General features: G+C 58.2%; 18 protein-coding genes. 11 read left to right on the top strand and 7 right to left on the bottom strand.

Features of this window, described 5'->3' with window-relative positions; all coding sequences use genetic code 11:
- Positions 1 to 18: 18 nt before the first annotated feature.
- The 8 genes from CKW23_RS24545 (at position 19) to CKW23_RS24510 (ending at position 9,972) form a co-directional block, all read left to right on the top strand.
- On the top strand, positions 19 to 345 hold the full coding sequence (locus tag CKW23_RS24545) for a peptidylprolyl isomerase (protein ID WP_338108982.1): 327 nt from the start codon (positions 19 to 21) through the stop codon (positions 343 to 345).
- Between the two features lie 181 nt (positions 346 to 526).
- Positions 527 to 2,395, top strand: a complete 1,869-nt coding sequence (locus tag CKW23_RS24540) for an extracellular solute-binding protein (RefSeq protein WP_025260382.1) — start codon at positions 527 to 529, stop codon at positions 2,393 to 2,395.
- A complete protein-coding gene (locus CKW23_RS24535) occupies positions 2,396 to 3,460 on the top strand; it encodes a microcin C ABC transporter permease YejB (RefSeq protein ID WP_025260383.1) in 1,065 nt (354 codons plus the stop codon). It abuts the gene before it with no gap.
- The gene (locus CKW23_RS24530; RefSeq protein ID WP_025260384.1) at positions 3,460 to 4,482 is read left to right on the top strand and encodes an ABC transporter permease; all 1,023 of its coding nucleotides are present in this window, start codon (positions 3,460 to 3,462) and stop codon (positions 4,480 to 4,482) included. Before CKW23_RS24535 ends, CKW23_RS24530 begins: the two co-directional genes overlap by 1 nt.
- 41 nt (positions 4,483 to 4,523) lie before the next feature.
- A complete protein-coding gene (locus CKW23_RS24525) occupies positions 4,524 to 6,101 on the top strand; it encodes an ABC transporter ATP-binding protein (protein WP_095068523.1) in 1,578 nt (525 codons plus the stop codon).
- A gap of 52 nt (positions 6,102 to 6,153) precedes the next feature.
- Positions 6,154 to 7,566: a sigma-54-dependent Fis family transcriptional regulator gene (locus CKW23_RS24520; RefSeq protein WP_025260386.1), complete on the top strand. Its 1,413-nt coding sequence runs from the start codon at positions 6,154 to 6,156 to the stop codon at positions 7,564 to 7,566.
- A gap of 242 nt (positions 7,567 to 7,808) precedes the next feature.
- A complete protein-coding gene (locus CKW23_RS24515; RefSeq protein ID WP_025260387.1) occupies positions 7,809 to 9,200 on the top strand; it encodes a GntP family permease in 1,392 nt (463 codons plus the stop codon).
- A 10-nt stretch (positions 9,201 to 9,210) separates the two neighbouring features.
- The gene (locus CKW23_RS24510; RefSeq protein WP_038399888.1) at positions 9,211 to 9,972 is read left to right on the top strand and encodes a 3-hydroxybutyrate dehydrogenase; all 762 of its coding nucleotides are present in this window, start codon (positions 9,211 to 9,213) and stop codon (positions 9,970 to 9,972) included.
- Between the two features lie 57 nt (positions 9,973 to 10,029).
- Here the strand turns inward: CKW23_RS24510 and CKW23_RS24505 are convergent, their stop codons facing one another.
- A complete protein-coding gene (locus CKW23_RS24505; RefSeq protein WP_025260389.1) occupies positions 10,030 to 11,193 on the bottom strand; it encodes a PilT/PilU family type 4a pilus ATPase in 1,164 nt (387 codons plus the stop codon).
- Positions 11,194 to 11,325: 132 nt separating this feature from the next.
- On the opposite strand from CKW23_RS24505, the gene CKW23_RS24500 reads away from it, so the two are divergent.
- Complete coding sequence (locus tag CKW23_RS24500; protein ID WP_025260390.1) at positions 11,326 to 11,601, top strand: peptidylprolyl isomerase; 276 nt, start codon at positions 11,326 to 11,328, stop codon at positions 11,599 to 11,601.
- Positions 11,602 to 11,655: 54 nt separating this feature from the next.
- Here the strand turns inward: CKW23_RS24500 and pgm are convergent, their stop codons facing one another.
- The 5 genes from pgm to CKW23_RS24475 all read right to left on the bottom strand — a co-directional run bounded on the left by pgm (position 11,656) and on the right by CKW23_RS24475 (position 20,479).
- Positions 11,656 to 13,302, bottom strand: coding sequence for a phosphoglucomutase (alpha-D-glucose-1,6-bisphosphate-dependent) (pgm, locus tag CKW23_RS24495; protein WP_025260391.1), 1,647 nt, complete (start codon positions 13,300 to 13,302; stop codon positions 11,656 to 11,658).
- 102 nt (positions 13,303 to 13,404) lie between these two features.
- Entirely contained in the window at positions 13,405 to 15,732 is a 2,328-nt protein-coding gene (locus CKW23_RS24490) for an ATP-dependent DNA helicase (RefSeq protein ID WP_025260392.1), read from the bottom strand.
- A gap of 131 nt (positions 15,733 to 15,863) precedes the next feature.
- The gene (locus CKW23_RS24485; protein ID WP_025260393.1) at positions 15,864 to 17,270 is read right to left on the bottom strand and encodes a PLP-dependent aminotransferase family protein; all 1,407 of its coding nucleotides are present in this window, start codon (positions 17,268 to 17,270) and stop codon (positions 15,864 to 15,866) included.
- Between the two features lie 97 nt (positions 17,271 to 17,367).
- Positions 17,368 to 18,870, bottom strand: coding sequence for a hypothetical protein (locus tag CKW23_RS24480; protein ID WP_025260394.1), 1,503 nt, complete (start codon positions 18,868 to 18,870; stop codon positions 17,368 to 17,370).
- 586 nt (positions 18,871 to 19,456) lie between these two features.
- On the bottom strand, positions 19,457 to 20,479 hold the full coding sequence (locus CKW23_RS24475) for a zinc-dependent alcohol dehydrogenase family protein (RefSeq protein WP_025260395.1): 1,023 nt from the start codon (positions 20,477 to 20,479) through the stop codon (positions 19,457 to 19,459).
- Positions 20,480 to 20,790: 311 nt separating this feature from the next.
- Here CKW23_RS24475 and CKW23_RS24470 point away from each other — a divergent pair, with 311 nt between their 5' ends.
- Entirely contained in the window at positions 20,791 to 21,705 is a 915-nt protein-coding gene (locus CKW23_RS24470) for a LysR substrate-binding domain-containing protein (protein ID WP_025260396.1), read from the top strand.
- A gap of 153 nt (positions 21,706 to 21,858) precedes the next feature.
- Complete coding sequence (locus CKW23_RS24465; RefSeq protein WP_095068521.1) at positions 21,859 to 23,127, top strand: site-specific integrase; 1,269 nt, start codon at positions 21,859 to 21,861, stop codon at positions 23,125 to 23,127.
- A 37-nt stretch (positions 23,128 to 23,164) separates the two neighbouring features.
- On the opposite strand, the gene CKW23_RS26385 is transcribed toward CKW23_RS24465, so the two are convergent.
- A partial coding sequence (locus tag CKW23_RS26385) for an IS3 family transposase (RefSeq protein ID WP_130926105.1) occupies positions 23,165 to 23,273 on the bottom strand: 109 nt, incomplete at its 5' end.

The following is a 23,273-nucleotide window of genomic DNA, read 5'->3' as shown; positions in this document are numbered from 1 at the left end:
TCAGGAAATGCAGCCTTGATTCCGGTAGGCTCTTTCTTTTTTTTTCACAGGAGATACTTTCCCATGGCTAAAGCCACTGCCCGCCACATCCTTGTTTCGAGCGAAGAGAAATGCAACGAACTCAAGGCTCAGATCGAAGGCGGCGCTGATTTCGCTGAAATCGCCAAGGCCAACTCCAGCTGCCCGTCGAGCCGTCAGGGCGGCGACCTTGGGTCGTTCGGTCCAGGCCAGATGGTCAAGGAATTCGATACCGTCGTATTCAGCGCGCCAGTCAATACCGTGCAAGGCCCAGTGAAAACCCAGTTCGGTTATCACCTGCTGGAAGTGACCAGCCGTCAGGACTGATCCTGATTCGCTGAGGCACATGGAACGGCTCATCTTCGGATGGGCCGTTTTCATTTGTGCCCCCTTCACAAGCTCCCGTCTTTATTGACAATTACGGTTACAAAGCCCCTTGCGATCCGGTACCTTGGCGCATGCCTTCAACCCTGATGTTCATTTGCGAACCTCAGTCAGGATTCAAGTAATGCGTTCTGTTTTCTTACCACTGCTAACTGCACTGCTGGTGCTGATCACGGGCTTTCAACAGGTGCTGGCGGCGCCGCAGCATGCCTTGACCGTCTATGGCGAGCCGCCGCGCTATCCTGCCGGCTTCCAGCATTTCGACTACGTGAATCCCGAGGCGCCCAAAGGCGGCAGCATGCGCCGCTCGGCAACGGACATCGGCCAGTTCGACCATCTGATTCCCTATATCGATAAAGGCATAGGGGTCACACAGATCAGCGGCATGCTGTATTCACCCCTGGCCGTCAAATCCCTGGACGAGCCCTACACGGTATACGGGCTCATCGCACAGAAAATGGAGCGCCTGGAAGACGGTATGTCCCTGCGCTTCTATCTTGACCCACGCGCAAGCTTTGCCGACGGCACGCCGATCACGGCCAGTGACGTGAAATACACCTATGAGTTGCTGATGACGCAAGGCAGCCTGCAATACCGCACCCGCTTTGAAGCGGTTAAGGGTCTGGAAGTGGAATCCGAAAGCCGGATTCGCTTCGACTTCAAGAATAATGACAGCCGTACCCTGCCCCTGGATCTGGCCTCGTTGCCTGTGTTTCCCGAGCATTGGTGGAAAACCCGTGACTTTGCCGGTGGCGCAGGCTTCGAGGTTCCACTGGGCAGCGGCCCTTACAGGATCAGCCATGTGGATCCGGGGCGTAGTATCACCTTCGAGCGTAACCCGAACTGGTGGGGCAAGGATCTGCCGGTCAATAAAGGTATGTACAACTTCGACCGATTCAGTATCGAGTACTTTGGCGATACCGATGTAGCGCGGCAGGTGCTCAAGGGCGGCGCCTACGATTACAACCGCGAATACTCGGCAACCGGTTATTCGATTCGCTACGACAGCCCGGCGCTCAGCGAGGGCCTGTTGCAAAAGGCGCATCTGGCCAAGGGAGCGGTCCAGAGTACGCAAGGCTTCGTCTTCAACCTGAATCGCCCGATGTTTCAGGACCGCCGCGTGCGTCAGGCGCTGTCTCTGCTCTGGGACTTTGAATGGGCCAACCGGCAGATGATGCGCAATATGTACATCCGCCAGGACAGTTATTTCTCGAACTCGGAACTGGCCGCCAGCCAATTGCCGACACCTGCCGAACTGAAGATTCTCGAGCCCTTGCGTGGTTCGATTCCCGACGAAGCCTTCACGACGGTCTTCAAGAACCCGAAAACCGATGGCACGGGGTTTATACGCGACAAACAACTGCAAGCGCTGGCGCTATTGCAGGAAGCTGGCTGGAAACCCAAGGGCGATCAACTGGTCAACGCCCAGGGCGAGCCGCTCAGCTTTACCTTCCTCAATGGTCAACCGGGTTTCGAGCGTCTGCTGCTGCCTTACAAGCGCAATCTGGCGCAGATCGGTATCCACTTCGATGTGCGGCGGATCGATGCGGCCCAGTATCTGAACCGTGTCATGGCCCGTGATTACGACATGATCGTGACCGGTTATTCGGTGTCGACTTCACCGGGTGCGGACCTCTATAACAGCTTTGGATCGAAGGTGGCCAACGACCCCGGCTCCAGCAATTACATGGCGTTGCAAGACCCCGCCGTGGACACCTTGATCGAAGGCCTTGTAAAAGCGGGCGACAAGGCGACCATGACCGACTACGCCCATAGCCTGGATCGGGTGTTGCAATGGAACTACTACTGGATTCCCAACTATTACCCGCCGGGCTCCTCCACTGTCTGGTGGAATCGTTTCGGTATCCCGAAAATCCAGGCCAGCAACAGCGAAGCCATCGAAACCTGGTGGGAAGTCAGCCCCACTCCGCTCAATAACGAGCAATTTGCAGCAAAACGCGGCGCTTCAGCCCTTGTTTCGGAGATGAAGTGAATGCTCGGTTATATCTTGCGCCGCCTGCTCCTGATCATTCCCACGCTGTTGTGCATTCTGCTGGTCAACTTCTTTATCGTGCAGGCCGCTCCCGGTGGCCCCGTGGAGCAAGCCATCGCCCGTCTGCAAGGCATCGGTAACAGCAGTGTTGGCGCAGGCGCGACAGAGTCGGTCAACACCGGTCAATCAAGAGCTTCCCGTGGCCTTGATCCCAAGCTGATCAAGGAGATCGAGCGTCAGTACGGCTTCGACAAACCGCTGCACGAGCGGTTATGGCTGATGCTGAAAAACTACGCACGCCTGGATTTCGGTAACAGTTTCTTTCGTGGAACCACGGTGACCGATCTGATCCTGCAAAAGATGCCGGTTTCCATTTCTCTCGGACTCTGGGCAACGCTGCTGACGTACCTGATCTCGATTCCGCTGGGCATTCGCAAGGCGGTCAGGCACGGCAGCCAGTTCGATATCTGGAGCAGCACCGCCATTATCATCGGCTACGCCACTCCGGCCTTTCTGTTTGCCATGTTGCTGATCGTGGTGTTCTGCGGCGGCACCTCGCTGCACTGGTTCCCGGTGCGCGGCCTGGTTTCGGATGATTTCGACCAGCTCTCGACATGGGCCAAGATCGCCGATTACTTCTGGCATCTGGTGCTGCCGGTATCGGCGCTGGTCATCGGCGGATTCGCCTCCTTGACCCTGCTGACCAAGAACGCCTTCCTCAATGAAATCACCCGCCAGTACGTCACGACAGCCCGAGCCAAGGGCATGAGCGAGCGGCGTGTGCTGTACGGCCATGTGTTTCGCAACGCAATGCTGCTGGTGGTGTCCGGTATTCCCCAGGCATTTATCACTGTGTTCTTCGCCGGTTCGCTGCTGATCGAGGTGATTTTCTCCCTCGATGGCCTGGGGCGCATGAGTTACGAAGCCGCCGTTTCAAGGGATTACCCGGTGGTGTTCGGCTCGCTGTTCATCTTTACCCTGTTCGGCCTGCTGATAAAGCTGGCAGGTGATATCTGCTACACCCTGGTCGATCCGCGCATCGACTTCAGCGCGAGGAATGCCTGATGCGCAGGCTTTCTCCGCTGGCTCAACGCCGCCTGGAACGCTTTCGCGCCAACCGTCGGGGCTGGTGGTCGCTGTGGCTGTTCTGTGCGCTGTTTGCACTGACACTGGGCGGCGAACTGATCGCCAATGACAAACCGTTGGTGGTGAGCTATCAGGGTTCGCTCTACTTCCCGGTTCTCAAGCGCTATACCGAGCAGGAATTCGGCGGGGAACTGCCCTTCCAGCCCGATTACCGCAGCGAATACGTGCACACGCTCATCGCCAAGGGAAATGGCTGGATGGTGTTTCCAGCGATTCCGTTCAGTGACGACACGCCCAATTACGACCTGGCGCTCCCGGCCCCCAGCCCGCCCTCGCCCACCAACTGGCTGGGCACCGACGATCAGGCTCGGGATGTGCTGGCGCGGGTCATCTTCGGGGCGCGGGTGTCGATCCTGTTTGCCTTGATCCTGACCGCCATCAGCGCACTGATCGGCATCGCGGCCGGGGCACTGCAAGGTTATTACGGCGGCTGGGTGGACCTGATCGGTCAGCGTCTGCTGGAAGTCTGGTCAGGTCTGCCGGTGCTGTACCTGCTGATCATCCTGTCAGGCTTCGTCGAGCCCGGTTTCTGGTGGCTGCTGGGCATCATGGCGCTGTTTTCCTGGCTGACCCTGGTGGATGTGGTGCGCGCCGAATTCCTGCGCGGTCGTAACCTGGAATACGTCAAGGCAGCCCGCGCCCTTGGGCTGGGTGATCGCAAGGTGATTGTGCGGCATATCCTGCCCAACGCCATGACCGCAACCCTGAGCTACCTGCCGTTTATCCTGACCGGAGCCATCTCGACCCTGACGGCACTCGACTTCCTGGGCTTCGGCATGCCGGCTGGCAGTGCTTCGCTGGGCGAACTGATCGCTCAGGGCAAGCAGAACCTGCAAGCGCCGTGGCTCGGGCTGACAGCCTTTTTCGCCCTGGCGTTGATCCTGACGCTGCTGGTGTTCATTGGTGAAGCCTTGCGTGATGCGTTTGATCCCCGATCTTGATCCGCGATCTTGATCCCCCCGATTTGATTCGAGACCCTGAAATGTCAGAAAAGCTGATCGAAATACGCAACCTGAACATCGCCTTCGGTGAGCAGAAGGTCGTCAGCAACCTGAGCCTCGATATCTGCGCGGGGGAATGCCTGGCACTGGTGGGCGAATCCGGATCGGGTAAATCCGTCACGGCCCACTCGATCCTGCAATTGCTACCCAAAAAAGGCACGACCAGCACCGGCAGCATCACCTATCGCGGCCAGGAACTGATCGGTGCCAGCGACCGGACCTTGCGTGAGTTGCGAGGCAATCGGATTGCCATGATTTTTCAGGAGCCCATGACGTCCCTGAACCCGCTGCACACCGTCGCCCGGCAGATCGGCGAGACGCTGCTCCTGCATCGCGGCATCAGTGGACGCGAGGCTGAGTCCCGAATCATAGAGTTATTGGAGCTGGTGGGCATCCAGCAGCCGCAAAAGCGCCTCAAGGCCTACCCTCACGAACTGTCCGGCGGCCAACGCCAGCGGATCATGATCGCAATGGCTCTGGCCTGCGAGCCGGAACTGCTGATTGCCGATGAGCCGACCACCGCACTGGATGTGACCGTACAGCGCAAGATCCTGTTGCTGCTCAAGGAACTGCAACAGCGCCTGAACATGTCGCTGCTATTGATAAGCCATGATTTGAATCTGGTGCATAGCGTCGCCCAGCGGGTTTGCGTGATGCGCGCCGGTGAAATCGTCGAGCAGACCGATTGCCAGTCACTGTTCAAATCGCCACAACACCCTTACAGCCGCCTGTTGCTGGATGCTGAGCCTGCGGGCGAGCCGCTGCCACGGGATACCCGGGAAAAGGTGCTGGAAGTCGAGAATCTGCGCGTCTGGTTTTCCCTGGCGGGCGGTATCCTGCGTCGGCACAAGGAGTATCTGAAGGCCGTCGATGATGTCAGCTTGAGCATCGAGCGTGGCAAGACGCTCGGGATAGTCGGCGAATCCGGTTCGGGCAAATCGACACTTGGTCAGGCAATCCTGCGCCTGCTGGAGTCTCGTGGCAGTATCCGCTTTCGAGGACAGGCTCTGGATGGCTTGAGTCAGAAGCAGATGCGCCCATGGCGTAAAAAGATGCAGGTGGTGTTTCAAGACCCTTACGGCAGTCTCAGCCCGCGCATGTCAGTGGCGCAAATCATCAGCGAAGGCCTGGAAGTCCACCGAAAACTGGACGCACAGCAATGTGAGGCAGAAGTGATCCGGGCGCTGGAAGAAGTCGGCATCGACCCGCAAAGCCGCCATCGCTATCCCCATGAGTTTTCCGGCGGCCAGCGCCAGCGTATTGCGATTGCCCGGGCCCTGGTGCTCAAGCCAGCCTTGATACTGCTCGACGAGCCCACTTCGGCGCTGGATCGTACGGTACAAAAACAAGTCGTTGCACTGCTGCGCGACCTGCAGGAAAAACATGGTCTGACCTATCTTTTCATCAGTCATGACCTGGCCGTAGTCAAGGCGCTGGCCCATGATCTGATCGTGATCAAGGACGGCAAAGTGGTCGAGTACGGCGCCAGCCACACCATCTTCGATTCGCCTCAGCATCCTTACACCAGGGAATTGCTGGCGGCAGCGCACCCAGGATAAAAACAGGCATTCTGTTCGGCCAGACGCCGGGGTCAAATGACGGAACACCCCAATGAAAGAGAACACTCTCAGCGACTACCAAAACATCCAGCGCCTTGCGACCCGCTCCCTGTTCGAGATCATCGAACAGTCCAGTGAAGGCACGGTGATCGTCGACAAAGAGGCGCGCATCGTCTGGATCAATGAACGCTACGCCCGTCGCTTTGGCCTGCAGGATGCAAGCCTGGCCATCGGGCAACCTTGCGAAAGCGTGATTCCCGGCAGCCTGCTGCGCCAGGTGGCCAACAATGGGCAACCGATCCTGCTGGACATGATGGATACCGCCAAAGACCCGCTGGTGGTCATGCGCCTGCCGATCCATGACAACGCCGGCTCGGTGATTGGTGCCATCGGTTTTGCCCTGTTCGACCAGTTGCAGACCCTGTCCCCCCTGCTCAAGCGTTACCTGAGCATGCAACAGGAACTGGCCAGCACGCGCTCGCTGCTCAAGGCCCGGCAGGCAAAATACAGCTTTGCGCACTTCATCGGCATCAGTGAGGCAACCCTGGAAGTCAAACGCCGTGCCCGACGCAGTGCCAGCACCGATTCCCCGGTCTTGCTGCTGGGTGAAACCGGCACCGGCAAGGAACTGCTTGCCCATGCCATCCATAACGCCTCGCCCCGCGCCGACAAGCCTTTCGTCAGCATCAACAGCGCCGCGATCCCGGAAGCCCTTCTGGAAGCCGAATTCTTCGGCACAGCCCCCGGCGCGTTTACCGGTGCCGTGCGCAAAGGGCGTTCGGGCAAATTGAAAATCGCCCAGGGCGGCACGCTGTTTCTCGATGAGATAGGCGACATGCCGCTGGCGCTGCAAAGCAAATTGCTGCGGGTGTTGCAGGAAAAGGAATACGAACCCGTAGGTTCCAACGAAGTGTTCCAGAGCGATGTGCGCGTGATAGCCGCCACTTCCATCGATCTGGAAGCAGCCATCAAGCGGGGGGAATTTCGCGCCGACCTTTACTATCGCCTGAGCGTCCTGCCGATTCAGGTTCCGCCCTTGCGCGAGCGCCTGGAGGATTTGCCGGTCCTGAGTGAAACCATCCTCGAAGAACTGCACAGCCAGCACGAACTGGAAGGCAACGCGCTGAAGCTGCTGGCCCAGCATGCCTGGCCCGGCAATATCCGGGAATTGCGCAATGTGCTGGAGCGTGCGGCCTTGCTCAGCGACGACCTGCAACTCACGGTCCAGGACATCCACAGCGCCATCGGCACCCTGCTGCCGGTCAGCGCCAGCAACCACCGCGATAGTCAGACTCATGTCCACGAAACCTTCAGCCAGGCCCGCAAACGCTGTGATCGGCAGTTGATTGAAAGCGCTTTGCTGCAGTGCGCAGGAAATGTAGTGCAAGCAGCCCAGCAACTGGGCCTTGGCCGCTCAACCCTCTACAAGAAGATGGCAATGCTGGGGATTGCCGAGTCTCAATAAAGAGAACCAAGTCTCCTTTAAGAGACAATCCCCCCATAGGAGCGAATTCATTCGCGAAAGATCGGTTTTCGCGAATGAATTCGCTCCTACGGGGCGGCGGTAGTCTCTGTTGTGAGATTACCGGCTGCATGTATTTAAATAATTTCCTTTAATTTCAATAAGTTGAATATCTGGCACGAATCCCGCTATAGCCCTGCGGCGGCCTGACCGCACCCATAAAACAATAACAACAGGAGATACCCATGAGCGTAATCATCGCTTTGGCGGCGCTCGCGCTGCTGATGCTCGCAGCCTACCGTGGCTATAGCGTCATCCTCTTTGCCCCCATTGCCGCGCTGGGTGCGGTATTGCTGACCGATCCTTCGGCGGTGGCACCTGCTTTTACCGGGCTGTTCATGGACAAGATGGTCGGCTTCATCAAGCTGTACTTTCCTGTGTTCCTGCTGGGTGCGGTGTTTGGCAAGTTGATCGAGCTGTCCGGATTCTCCCGTTCCATCGTGGCAGCCGCCATCGGCGTGCTCGGCACCCGCCAGGCCATGCTGGTGATTGTGCTGGTCTGCGCCCTGCTCACTTACGGCGGCGTGTCGCTGTTCGTCGTGGTATTTGCGGTCTATCCGTTTGCCGCCGAAATGTTTCGCCAGAGCGATATCCCCAAAAGACTGATCCCGGCGACCATCGCCCTGGGCGCCTTCTCGTTCACCATGGACGCCCTGCCCGGCACGCCGCAAATCCAGAACATTATCCCCACCACCTTTTTCAACACCACCGCCTGGGCCGCGCCGTGGCTGGGCCTGATCGGCACCGTATTCGTATTCAGCGCTGGCATGCTGTATCTGCAGCGTCAGCGCAACAAGGCTGCACGTACCGGCGAGGGTTATGGTCATGACCTGCGCAACGAGCCGGAGACGGCAGCCGACCTGAAGCTGCCCAACCCGTGGATCGCACTGTCGCCGCTGATACTGGTGGGAGTCATGAACCTGCTGTTCACCTGGTGGATTCCCCAGTGGTATGGCAAGACTCACACCCTGGCGCTGCCGGGCATGGCGGCGCCGATTCAGACCGAAGTCGCCAGGCTGACAGCGATCTGGGCGGTTGAAGCCGCACTGCTGACTGGCATTGTGATGGTGCTGATATTCGGCTTCAGCGCCATTCGTTCCAGACTGGCCGAGGGCAGTAAAAGCGCAGTCAATGGCGCATTGCTGGCGGCCATGAATACTGCATCCGAATACGGCTTTGGTGCTGTCATCGCTTCATTGCCAGGGTTTCTGGTACTGGCCAACGCCCTGAAAAGCATCCCGGATCCGCTGGTCAATGAAGCCATCACTGTGACCTTGCTGGCCGGGATAACAGGCTCGGCTTCGGGTGGCATGAGCATCGCTCTGGCAGCCATGTCGGACAGTTTCATCGCAGCCGCCAATGCCGCGAATATTCCACTGGAAGTCCTGCACCGGGTGGCCGCCATGGCCAGCGGCGGCATGGACACCCTGCCCCACAACGGCGCGGTCATCACGCTGCTGGCCGTGACCGGGCTGACCCACCGTGAAGCTTATCTGGACATTTTCGGCATCACTATTATCAAGACACTGGCGGTTTTCGTCGTGATCGCAGCGTTCTACGCCACTGGCATCGTTTAAGGAATCGATTATGAATCTGCAAGGAAAAACCGCACTGGTCACCGGCTCCACCAGCGGCATCGGTCTGGGCATTGCACTGGTGCTGGCAAAAGCCGGTGCAAACCTGGTGCTCAATGGTTTCGGAGAAGCTTCGGCGGTGATCGCACAGGTTAAACAGTTTGGCGGCCGTGTTGGCCATCACCCGGCGGATGTCAGCGACCCGGCCCAGATTGCCGACATGATCGCCTATGCCGAACGCGAATTCGGCGGTGTCGACATTCTGGTCAATAACGCTGGCATTCAGCACGTGGACGCTGTGGAGGACTTTGCCGTCGAGCGCTGGGACTCGATCATCGCCATCAACCTGTCATCAGTGTTCCACACCACGCGCCTGTGCCTGCCCGGTATGCGCAGCAAGGACTGGGGACGCATCATCAATATCGCCTCGGTTCACGGGTTGGTGGGCTCGACCGGCAAGTCGGCCTATGTCGCAGCCAAACATGGCGTGATCGGCCTGACCAAAGTGGTGGGTCTGGAGACAGCCCGCAGTAATGTCACCTGTAACGCCATCTGCCCCGGCTGGGTCCTGACGCCGCTGGTGCAGCAACAGATCGACAATCGCAAAGGCGACCCGGATCAGGCACGGCGTGACCTGCTGGCCGAAAAACAGCCTTCGCTGGATTTTGTCACGCCCGAGCAATTGGGCGAGCTGGTGTTGTTTCTGTGCAGCGAAGCGGCAGTTCAGGTGCGCGGGGCCGCCTGGAATGTGGATGGCGGCTGGCTGGCACAATAAGACGGCGTAGGAGCCAATTCATTCGCGAATGAATTGGTTCCTACAGGGTTTGTATACTCAGGATTGGGGGCCTTCATTTTCATCCACGAGGCCCCAATCGGGCATCTGCGCTGTATTCGTCCCCACAGGCGCCGAGGGTGCCGTTGTCAGGTGCGAGACGCCCTCGCCATGCAACTTGAGGCGCAGGCGCACGTTGTTTTGCGAGTCGGCATTCTTCAGGGCTTCCTCTTCGCTGATGACCCCTTCTGCCGCCAGGTTGAACAGCGCGGTATCGAAGGTCTGCATGCCCAGGCTGCCGGACTTCTCCATGATGCCCTTGAGTTCAGTCAGTTGGTTGCGCTGGATCAGATCACGAATGGTTGGCGTGCCCATCATCACCTCAACAGCAGCCCGTCGTTTTCCATCCGGGGTCTTGACCAGTCGCTGGGAAACGAAGGCCTTGAGGTTATTGCCCAGGTCGTGCAGCAGTTGTTCGCGGCGCTCTTCCGGGAAGAAATTGATGATTCGGTCCAGGGCCTGGTTGGCGTTGTTGGCATGCAGGGTCGAGATGGCCAGGTGACCGGTATCGGCAAAGGCCAGCGCATGCTCCATGGTTTCCCGGTCACGAATCTCGCCGATCAGGATGACATCCGGTGCCTGACGCAAGGTGTTTTTCAGGGCGGCACGGAAACTGCGGGTATCGACCCCCACTTCACGCTGGTTGACGATGGACTTCTTGTGGCGATGGATGAACTCCACCGGGTCTTCGATGGTGATGATATGGCCACTGGCATTGCGGTTACGGTAATCGATCAGGGCCGCCAGGGAAGTAGATTTACCCGAGCCAGTCGCGCCTACGAACAGCACCAGCCCGTGTTTTTCCATGATCACATCGAGCAGGATCGGCGGCAGGTGCAGGTCCTCGAAACGCGGGATATCCAGTTTGATATTGCGCGCAACGATGGAGACTTCGTTGCGTTGCATGAAGATATTGATCCGGAAACGCCCGATACCGGCCAGCGACACCGCCAGGTTCATCTCCAACTCACGCTGGAATTCGAGCTTCTGTTCCTCATCCATCAGGCCTTGGGCGACGATCGCCACCTCACCGGGCTTGAGGGTTTCAGTGCCCAGCGGCTTGAGCACGCCATTGAACTTGGCGCAAGGCGGCGCTCCGGTGGAAAGATAAAGGTCCGATCCGTCCTGGCTGGCCAGAATCTTCAACAACGCCGGAAAATCCATAATCAACACCGCACAATAAAATATGAAAACGTTTGTCTGCCCATCACACTCGATGGCTTTCGACGAGCAGATTTATTCATTCAGGTCAGGGCAGGCATAATGGCAGCCTTTTCTGACAGGTGATATTGCGACATGAAAGCCCAAGCCCGCCATATTCTGGTGAAGACCGCCGAAGAAGCCGAACAGCTCAAGCTGCGTATTGCCAAGGGTGAGGCCTTCGACGTGCTAGCGAAGAAGCATTCCACCTGCCCGTCCGGCAAGCGTGGCGGCGACCTGGGTGAAGTGCGGCCCGGCCAGATGGTCGGCGCCATCGACCAGGTCATCTTCAAGAAACCGCTGCGCACCGTGCACGGCCCCATCAAGAGCAAGTTCGGCTACCACCTGGTTCAGGTGTTCTACCGCGACTGATCTGGCTCCAGGCTACTCACGCCCAACGGCAAGCGTAGCCCGAAACCTGCGTTATCACTTCGGCGCAATGGCTCCATCGACCAGCACCTGAGCTTCAGCCACCAGACGCTGGAGGTGATCCTCACCCAGGAAACTTTCTGCATAGATCTTGTAGATGTCCTCGGTCCCGGATGGACGTGCGGCGAACCAGCCGTTCTCGGTCATCACTTTCAGACCGCCGATAGCCTGATCGTTGCCCGGCGCATGGCTGAGAATGCCCTGGATCTTTTCACCCGCCAGTTCCGTGGACGTGACCTGCTCAGGCGACAGCTTGCCCAGCAGCGCCTTCTGCTGCGGGTTGGCCTTGGCATCGACGCGAGTCGAGAACGGCTCGCCCAGCTCATCGGTCATAGTCTTGTAGCGTTCGCTTGGATCGCGCCCTGTGCGGGCGGTGATTTCAGCAGCCAGCAAGGCCGGGATCAGGCCATCCTTGTCGGTGGTCCAGACCGTACCGTCGCGACGCAGGAACGAAGCACCGGCGCTCTCTTCGCCACCAAAGCCCAGCGAACCCTCGAACAGGCCTTCGGCAAAGAACTTGAAGCCCACCGGGACTTCATACAGACGACGTCCCAGACGCGCCGCAACGCGATCGATGATGCCGCTGCTGACCACGGTCTTGCCGACGGCCGCATCGGCGCGCCAGTCCGGACGGTTCTGGAACAGGTAATCGATGGACACTGCCAGATAGCTGTTGGGCGTCATCAGTCCGCCGGTCGGGGTCACGATGCCGTGGCGGTCATGATCCGGGTCACAGGCAAAGGCAACCTGATAGCGGTCCTTGAGGCCGATCAGGCTCTGCATCGCATGGCTGGACGATGGGTCCATGCGGATCTGGCCATCCCAGTCCACGCTCATGAAGCGGAAGGTCGGATCGACGAACTGGTTCACCACGTCCAGGTTCAGGCCGTAATGTTCACCAATGGCCGACCAGTAGCGAACCCCTGCCCCGCCCAGCGGATCGACGCCCAGACGCAGACCGGCATCGCGGATGGCGTTCAGGTCGATGACGCTTTTCAGGTCGGCCACGTAGGTGTTCACGTAGTCATGACGATGGGTGGTATCGGCACGCAGGGCTTTTTCATGGCTGATGCGCAACACACCCTGGAGCTTCTCGGCCAGCAGTTCGTTGGCCTTGTTCTCGATCCATTTGGTGATGTGGCTGTCAGCCGGGCCACCATTGGGAGGGTTGTACTTGAAACCGCCACTTTGCGGCGGGTTGTGGGACGGCGTGATCACGATCCCGTCTGCCAGACCGGATGTACGGCCACGGTTGTAGCAGATGATCGCGTGGGATACCGCCGGAGTCGGCGTGTATTCATCACCTTCGGAAATCATCACCTGCACGCCGTTGGCAGCCAGCACTTCCAGGGCCGTTGCGCTGGCAGGCGTCGAGAGTGCGTGGGTATCGGCGCCCAGGAACAGCGGACCATCGATGCCATTGGCCTGACGGTACAGGCAGATCGCCTGGCTGATGGCCAGAACGTGCCACTCGTTGAAGCTCAGCTCAAACGAGCTGCCACGGTGGCCGGAAGTACCAAAAGCCACGCGCTGGGTTGTGATCGAAGCGTCCGGCTGTCCGGCGTAATAGGCCGTTACCAGTCTCGGGATATCGACCAGTAACTGCGCAGGTGCCAGCTTGCCGGCGAAAGGACTGAGACTCATACAACCTCCACGTAAATGGGGACAGGAAATTCGGTTTTGGCGAAAACGGCTATGGTGCGGCAGTTTACTGGCAGTTTGACCGGAATGCTTGGCTATCGATCCCTAAGTCTCTGAGTTAGCGAGCTGCCACCAGGTCGGGAGCAGTTGTTGCACCTGACGCTCGGCAAAACGGTCATCGATCAGCATGACCACACCGCGATCGTTCTGGCTGCGGATCACTCGTCCGGCAGCCTGCACAACTTTCTGCACGCCGGGATAAAGATAGGTGTAATCGTAGCCAGAGCCGAACAAGGCAGCCATTCGTTGCTTGAATTGTTCGTTGACCGGGTTCAGTTGCGGCAAGCCAAGGGTCGCGATGAACGCGCCGATCAGCCGTGCTCCGGGCAAGTCGATACCCTCGCCAAATGCACCGCCCAGTACCGCAAAACCAATGCCTCTGCTGCTCAGGGTGAAGCGGTCGAGAAAGGCCTGTCGCTCGCCTTCACTCATCCCGCGCTCCTGTTGCCATAACTCGATCTTCGGCCAGGTCTGGCGCATCAGCTCAACCACTTGTTGCAAATAATCGAAGCTGCTGAAGAACGCCAGATAATTGCCCGGTTGCACCTGAAACTGCTCCCCCATCAAGGAAACGATGGGGGCCAGTGATGCCTGACGATGAGTGAAGCGGGTCGATATATGGCTGACGATCCGCACATTCAGTTGATCGTGATGAAACGGCGACTCCACATCGATGCAGACTGTTTTCTCTGGCAGCCCCAACAAGTCAGCGTAGTAGCGTTGCGGCCTCAGCGTGGCAGAAAACAACACAGTACCCAGCGCTGCACTCAGGCGCGGCGCAATGAAACGGGCCGGCACCACATTGCGCAATGTCAGCCGGGAAAAACGGCGTTTTGCGCCCCAATCGCGCACGGCGATATCGAAGATGAAATGCTCGTCGAACAGCTCGGCAATCCGCACAAAACCGATGGCATCGAAATAGAAGCTTTGCAGCGCGCCATCGACGGCATGGGGATGCTCGTTGAAGTAGTCGCCTATTGCCGCTACACAAAGGTTCAGGCTGCTGAGGAATTTGCCCGGCAGATCGGCGTAAGCCTGATAAGCGCCCGCCTGTTCCTTGTGCAGCGCATTCCATTGGCGATTGAGCCGTTGCAGGGTTTTCTGCAGGGGCTGCGGAGCCGTCTGCCGAAGCGCATTGAGGCTCTGCTGGTCGAGACTGGCGCTGTACATGCTGCGGGCACGCTCGACCATGTTATGGGCTTCGTCCACCAGCACCGCCACGCGCCACTGATTGAACTGGGCAAGGCCGAACAACAAGGCACTCAGATCAAAATAGTAGTTGTAGTCCGCGACCACCACATCCGCCCAGCGCGCCAGCTCCTGGCTGAGGTAATACGGACAGACCTGATGCTGCAAGGCGACTTCCCGCACGCCAGCCTGATCCAGCCACGGCGCCTTCAAGGCGGAGCTGCGTGCAGCAGGCAGGCGGTCATAGAAACCGTTGGCCATCGGACAGGAGTCGCCATTGCAGGCCTTGTCCGGATGCTCGCAAGCCTTGTCCCGTGCAACCAGCTCCAGCACACGCAGCGCAAGCTCAGGCGAACTGCGCCCGATCACTTGCAGGGCATCCAGTGCCAGTTTGCGGCCCGGTGTCTTGGCCGTCAGGAAAAACACCTTGTCGAGCTTTCGAGTCGGTGCAGCCTTGAGCATGGGAAACAGCGTGCCCACAGTCTTGCCAATCCCGGTCGGCGCCTGGGCCATCAGACAGGAACCGGTGCTGACAGCCTTGTAAACCGACTCGGCCAGCATCCGTTGCCCGGTGCGAAAGCCGGGATAAGGAAATGCCAGCGCTTTCAGGTTCTGGTTGCGCAATGAGGTATGCGCCAGTTCCTGCTGCGCCCAGTACAGGAATATCTCGCATTGCTGCTCGAAGAACGCCCGCAACGCTTCGCGGCTGAAAGGCTCGCGGATCACGGTTTCCTGCTCGCTGACGATATTGAAGTACACCAGCGCCAGGGTAACGTCGCTCAGGTTCAGATGCTGACAAAGCAGCCAGCCGTAGATCTTCGCCTGGGCCCAGTGCAATTGGCGATGATTGGCCGGCATGGCATCGAGTTCGCCGCGGTAGGTCTTCACTTCCTCCAGTTGATTGAGCGCCGCATCGTAGCCATCGGCCCTGCCCCGGACCGTCAATTCCCGATAGTCGCCACTCAGCGACAGCTCGGCCTGATAACTCGCGCCACGCCGCGCCGCCACAGTGCGATGGCCAGCAATGCCTTCCTGAGCCGTGGGCGAAGGCGTGAAGCGCAGGTCCAGGCTGCCAGCCTTGGCCGTAAACTCACACAACGCACGCGCCGCCACGACATAGCGCGAAGGTTCTGCGCTGGTCGGTGGCGGTTTCAGGTCAGGGCTGGAAGGAATCGTCAGGGTCACTGCACAGAGGAACTGTTGATTGCCAATACTGGATGGGTATACAGATAACAGTCTTTACCCGGCTCTGGCAAATACAAATGGATCAGCGGCTCCATCAACATGAATTTTGTTTGTGAAGTGCGTCCATCTCATCAATGCTGCCGCGCCTGCTTCAAGGCTTCGACCAGTGCAGTCAGAAGACGGGGAATATTCTGAGTCCAGTCGATGGCGTAGCCGATGCGCAGGTGTTGCCGATGCAAGCCCTGGAGACTGAACAGCTCGCCGGGGGTGATGATTATGCGCTGCTGCAAGAGGCTCTCGAATACCTGACGCATGTCCACGGGATGCACACTTTGCACCCATATTCCGCAGCCGCCTTCTGGCAGGTCATAGCGCAGCAATTGCCCCAGATGTCGATCCAGCAACTGCACCATCATCTTCATGCGCTCCACCAGCAAACCCCGCAACTCAACCAGATGGGCATCCAGCCGCCCGCTGCTACAGAGCCTGGCGATTGCCTTCTGACGAATAGGCGGCAACTCGAAGGCCCGCAACAGGAAATACTGCTGCCACTGGACCTCGAAGTGCTTGCACAGCAGATAACCATAAGGCGCTTCCGGCCCAAGGGTCTTGTCGAAGCTGCCCAGAATCAGCAGGCGCTGGGGATCGATCAGGTCACGCAAGCGGGTGGGTTCAGGCGTAAAGACCAGCTCGCCGTGACTGTCGTTTTCCAGCACCCAGACCCGATAACGATTGAGCAATTGGGCGACGGCCTGGAGGTTGGCAAGCGGCAACAGGCTGCACTGCACCGGGTTCAACAGCGAGGGTAAAAACGCCAGGCCAATGTTTTCCGTCAGCAACACCTGGTCCAGCGCTGCCAGATTGATGCCGCCGGTTTCGTCCAGCGGTATCTCGATGACCCGGATGTCGAAGGATTGCAGCAGACGTAGCAACGTCCAGGTACAAGGCGACGCCACCAGTACGGTTCCACCGCGCAGGTTCAGAACATCGATAACCGCTGTCAGCATGCCGGGCATGTCCGGCCCGATATAGACATTTTCCGGATGCCAGCAGTGCTGGGCATCACGGGTATGACGAGCCGCCAGGGCCGTGCGCAGTTCAATATCGCCAAACGGCTGAAATACGGCATTCAGCGGGCGTGGGTAATACCTGAGCAATTCGCGCTCCATGGCCAGCAGCGGGCTTTCCATGGATTGCAGCAAGGTGGGCTCGTCGTTGCCCAATACCCATCCACCCGGGCGACGGACATGCCGGTAAAACGTTTCCAGCAGGTTGTCATTCTCGAATACCGGCTCAGGAGACTCATCGCCGACCCCGCCTGGCAAGGCGTAATAGCCGGACTTGGGCATGGAGCACACCCGCCCTTCTTTCTCCAGCAGCGAATAGGCGCTTTGCACCGTCGAGATCGATACTCGCAGGCGCCGGGACAACTGCCGCAAGGAGGGCATCCTGGTCGTTGAATCGGTTTGCACTTCGTCAATCAGACGAACGAGATAGCGGTAGACCGCCTGATAGGCGAAATCCGTTTTGTTTTTCATGGGGAGACAATCCGGCGCAGGGCCAAAAGATTTTCCAGGCGATGGCGACATGGCTGATACCGAGTCCAAGGCAACAGCCATATCCAGACAAGAAGGCTCAGCGTCCGGAGAGCACTTCAGCCATGACGCCGCCGGTTTCAGGATCGACCGTCACGACCCGGCACTTGTCCGGGTCAGCAGCGCGAACCTTGGCGATGATCGAGTGTTCATTGTCAAAGTTGACCCGCGATTTGCAGTACAGGCTCTGCAAACCCTTGAGACTCAGGCCGCTGATATCCACCAGCCATTGCACCACCTGCTCCGGTGCCGTGAGCCCCGAGAGCACCTTGTGCAGGTCCGGCAAAGCCACCAGCATGCCCGGATGACAAGAACGCAGAAATGCTTCCAGCTCCCGCCCACGATCCACAAATGGCGAGAAAGTCATGCAGACCAGTTGCGACTCATTCAGGCCAAATCCATCCAGGGCGTAGCTGGCGGCCAGTTCACGTCGCGACTCGATACGCTCAGGCCCGTCATAGGCATCCATGGCCAGCTTGATCAGCCGTGCCGGCATCTGCTTCCTGCGCATCAGCATCCGGGCCAGTGCCAGGTACTCGGCAATACCGTCGGCATAGCGGCGGCCATGCAGGTATTGCGCCTTGAGACCCCGGATGTGGGCCATCAACAATGGATTGGCGCAGTCAGATTCGCTGAACGCGAACGCCAGGTCATCAAAGCGAAAGCCCAGGAACTCGGTCAGCAGGTTCCAGTGCTCCTCGACCTTGCAACTGACCAGATCACAGATGCTGATGAAGGCCGGCACAATCGCCTGATTGGGGGAAACCACAGCCCGCGGCGACCTGGCGGCCTCATCGCCCTCTCCATAGAGTTCATGGAAATAAGCCTGGCCGATCGTGTCGATGGACCTGAGGATGCCATTGAGATTCTGGCCACCCCAGTTGACCTTGCCCTGCCCCGTTCGCTGGGCAAGACGCATCGCCCAGGTGACGTAGTGTTTCTGCTCCTTTCGGGAGTCGCCATTGACCACGGCATCCACGCCGCTGCCCCAGCTAGAAGCCCGCCCCAAAAACTCCGCAAGCCCCAGATAGCAACGATTGCAGAAAGTGGTGCGGCCATCGCCGCCGGTCAGATGGCCGGCCAGCAACATGTCCGAGCGATTCTGCTCGCGCCCCGCACTGGAAAACGGCAGGTCCGGCTCGAATGTCTGGGTATATTGGTTATCGACCACAAGCATTTCCACCCGCGGGTCGTCATACAGAAACAACGCCGAGTAGGTGCGATGAATGTTATCCATCACGGCCTGGGTCAGCCCTACATGGCGCATGTTGGCCACCCGCAGATTGAAAGTGCCGGGGGATCTGCCTGCGATGCTCAGTTGCGCAGCTCTCAGGAAAGCCAGTGTATAGGCACTGTCCTTGCCGCCACCGAACGCGACCAGCACCTTGAAGCTGGAGATTCGCTCGATACCACCCGCGGCCACGATCAGTCGCTGAATCAGCAATTGCAGGGCCGTGCGCTCAGCTCTCGTGAAATAGCCCAGCAAGCGCTGCAATACTTGCTGGTACACATAATTCATGGCTTGTTCGTGAATGGAACTCATACTTTTTCACCCACCCCGCGATCAAGACAACACATGATGTAAGGGCGGCATTTAATATCGGGCTTATACGCGATTTTATAATCGATCATGACTCATTCCCTGAGTAAGAATTACCAAACTATTATCGGTATCCCTAAAACAATTACAAGGTACAGATCGACACCAAAAGAAATACACTTCGTTTAAACAGACACCCACAATAAACACCACGCTCAAACTGTAATGATCCTGCTCCCGTCACGCGCTACCCGTAGCGCAAGCCAATCCGGTCAGGCCGAAGGCTCTGGAAAGGGTTTGTACATCAACCTCCCCGAAGCAGCCGACAAAAAATGGATTTTCAACCGTAGGAAACCCTGTTCATTCAAGCCAGCATCCGTCAGACACATTAAACACAACTACTCATTATGACTATTTTAAAAATGACGACCCCACCTAACCGTTCATCCGTAAAACCGAAAAATATCAAACAACTAATATCACCTTTCTGATGCCTGCCCTGCAGTACAAGCCCACCTAGTTTCCACGTATAAAAAAGCCCTCCTGAAAAGGAAGGCTTCAAGTAGAACTTAACAAGCAGGTGACAAAACTATGCCTGAGTGATTTCCAGCACAGCACGTCCACCAATCGGGCAAGCATCCATGTAGCGGTGAGCCTGGACCACTTGCTCAAACGGGAAGTTGCGCGTCTGTAGCGGCACCAGTACCCGGTCAGCCGTCAACTGGTTGATATCGCGCAAGGCCCGTTGCAGCGCCTCGGTATCAGGAACAATGCCCAATTCGGGCTTGCCGGTGAAGTTACCCAGGCAGTGCACGAAGAACTGGATATTCTTCTGGAACGCTGCACAGGCCGGGAACGGCGTCTGGTTGCCACCTTGCAGGCCATACAACACCAGGCTGCCACGGGGAGCCAGAACATCGCCCATCATCGACATCTGCGGACCGCCCAAGCCATCGAACACCGCATCAACACCGCGATTGTCGGTGTACTTGTTGATGGCCATCAGCAAGTCCTGCTCCTCGGTGACCACCACCTTGTCAGCGCCTTGAGCCAACAGATAATCACGGGCATCGTCAGTCTTGGTCGCTGCAATGACACGAGCGCCCAGCGCCTTGCCAACTTGCACGAAGCACGGCCCCGAGCAATGACTGGCATCGGTAACCAGCACGGTTTGCCCCGCCTTGATGCGAGCCAGCTCTACATAGGCAAAGTAGGCGACCAGCATCGGCGTGTAGTGCACGCTGGCTTCGACAGGGGTCAATACGTCGGGGTAACGGGTCAATGCCGAACGCGGCAATACGATGGACTCGCCATACACAGGATGCCTGTTGGCATCGGCGGCCGGAAAGCTGGCGACCTTGTCACCCAAGGCCAGATCGCTGACACCATCACCCAAAGCGCTTACAACACCCGCCATCTCATAGCCAAGACCGGCAGGCAGACGCGCCTGGGTGGAAGCAAGATTTTGCCGCCAGAGAACGTCATACCAACTGACACCGATTGCCTGGACACGCACTTGTACCTCGCCGGGTGCAGGCAGCGCGTCGGGATGCTCTTCGACCTTGAGCACCTCGGCCGGGCCAAACTGGTGAAAACGGATCGTGCGGGACATTTAGAACCTCGCCTTGTATACCTTGATGCCGTGAACTCTATCCGGGCTCTGCCGACAACACTATCAGTGGCTATTAATAGTCGACATGCCTGTCATCGATTGTGCCTCATGGGCCGGGCGACAACGCCTGACACTCCCTGAAGGCCCATGCATTCATGGGCGGCCATTGTTGGCATGTCGACGAAACATTGCAACCTGTGTGGACATTTAAGACAGCGCCACGAAATTTTTCGATGCGCGTTATCAGCGTTTGCTCGTACTATCGCAGCCTCTCAAAGCACCAAATCGACAAATGGCCCGAGAAACTCCGCATGAATCGCAACGACCTGCGTCGCGTTGACCTCAACCTGCTCATCGTTTTCGAAACCCTGATGCATGAAAGAAGCGTGACCCGCGCGGCCGAAAAACTGTTTCTCGGGCAACCGGCAATCAGCGCGGCCCTCTCGCGCCTGCGCGGCCTGTTCGACGACCCGCTGTTCGTGCGCACCGGCCGCAGCATGGAGCCCACAGCTCGCGCCACGGAAATCTTCGCCCTTCTGTCCCCGGCGCTGGACTCGATTTCCACCGCGGTCAGCCGGGCATCGGAGTTCGATCCGGCCACCAGCACCAACGTCTTCCGCATCGGCCTGTCCGACGACGTGGAGTTTGCCCTGCTGCCGACCCTGCTCAAACGCCTGCGCTCTGAAGCGCCAGGCATCGTGCTGGTGGTACGGCGCGTCAACTACATCCTGATGCCGGCACTGCTGGCCTCCGGCGAAATCTCCGTAGGCGTCAGCTACACCCAGGACCTGCCCGCCAACGCCAAACGCAAGGTATTGCGCAGAAGCAAGCCGCAACTGCTGCGCGCCGACTCGATTCCCGGCGCCCTCTCCCTGGATGACTTCTGCGCCCGCCCCCATGCACTTGTGTCATTCGCAGGCGACCTGAGCGGTTTCATCGATGAATATCTGGAAGCAGTAGGCCGCAAACGCCACGTCGTCCTGGCCGTCCCGCAGTTCAATGGCCTGGCCACCCTCCTGACCGGCACCGACATCATTGCCACCGTCCCGGACTACGCCGCACAGGTGCTGACGGCTGCTGGCGGGGTTCGATCAGAGGATCTGCCTATCGAAACCCAGACTTTTGAACTGCATATGGCCTGGCGCGGGGCGCAGGATAATGATCCGGGGGAGCGGTGGTTGAGGTCGAGGATTCAGATGTTTTTTGGGGACCCCGATAGCCTGTAATGGAATTCCATTGAATTCCATAAAACCGTTTTATAACAAAAACTTATTGGTTATTTTAGTCCGCTGCCGCCTGTCTAAATCCAATGGATTCCACGACTCATGGGGGCATAATTGGGGGCAAATTTCGGTTCCTTAAAAAGGATGCCCCCACCGATGCCCCCAGATAATGCAGTCGTTTTCAAACGAAAACTCAGCGATGCCTTGATCCGCTCACTGACCGAGCCCGGCAAACACGCCGATGGCGAAGTCCCTGGCCTCTACTTGGAGGTAAGGTCGTCGAGCAAGGTCGGCAAATGCCCTTCCAAGGTTTGGCGATTGAAGTATCGGCTGCATGGCAAGGAAAACCGCTTCTCCATCGGCGCTTACCCCGACGTTGGTCTCAAGGAGGCGCGCGACATTGCCCGCGGCGCACGCCGCGACGTGGCTAACCACACCGCTCCGCTCAAGGCTAAGACCGCAAAAATCGAGGCGCAGTTGCTCAATGAAGAGCGCACCTTCGCGTACGTGGCCGAGCAATGGTTGGCATTCAAGTCTGCCGAACTGGTGACCAAATCTATCTCGGGGTTTAGCGGAGCGCTGAACAACCACATCTTGCCCGCGATTGGTACAAAACCGGTCAGCGAGATCAAACTTGAGCACATCACCACAATCATCACGGACTTGCGCCGTCGGCGCACCATGGCCATGGCCCGGCGCGTGCGTACCATTATCCGTGCCGTCCTGGGCTTTGCCGAGGGGCGCGGATGGGTGGAACGTAATGTGGCGCTTAGCAACATTGAGGAGTTGAAGATCCGCCATGTCGTGACCAGCAACCCGGCAATCGAAAGGCCAGCCGACCTGGGCAGGTTTCTTCTACGCCTTGATGACTGCAACGACGGCAGCGTTGCCGCCGCAATGCGCCTGCTGGTCATGTTGCCGGTCCGACCAGGCGAACTGGTGCAGATGCGCTGGGAAGATGTCGACTTGGTGGGCGCCGATTGGCGTTATGTGGTGAGCAAGACCAAGCACCTGGACAAGGGCAAACACATCGTGCCGTTGCCTGAGCAAGCCTTGGTTCTGTTACGTGAACTACATAAAACTCGCGTGGTGGATGAAGAAGGCAAAGGCTGGGTGTTCGTCTCGCCGGTCTATCCGGGACGCCCCATAAACCCGACCTCTATACTCAAGTCCTTTCAGCGCATCTGGTCGGAGTACGACATCACAGCTCACGGCTTTCGCGCCACCTACCGAACCATAGCTCATGAACACTTAGGTATCGATCCAATCGTGCTCGAACTTTCGTTATCCCATCGGATGCCAGGAGCTTTAGGTGCTGTGTATGCACGTGCGCAATTGTTAGCGCAACGCCGGGAAGCTGCCCAACAATGGGCGAACTACTTAGACAAGTTGCGGCAAAACGCGGCGCAAGCCACCACCGTTTGATAATACAGAGAACACTATCTGAATCGCCCCGGATTCTCTAGACACCTTGCAAGCTCATTGCGTAACGCTTTTCAAACTCTACCGGTGACAGCTGATTGTTGAAACCATGCCGGCGTTTTGCGTTGTAGAACATCTCGATGTAGTCG

It is taken from the genome of Pseudomonas sp. Irchel 3A18 (assembly GCF_900187465.1).
GTDB lineage: Bacteria > Pseudomonadota > Gammaproteobacteria > Pseudomonadales > Pseudomonadaceae > Aquipseudomonas > Aquipseudomonas cichorii.
The sequence above is the reverse complement of the archived record's forward strand: the minus strand, read 5'-3'. Positions and strand labels throughout refer to the sequence as shown.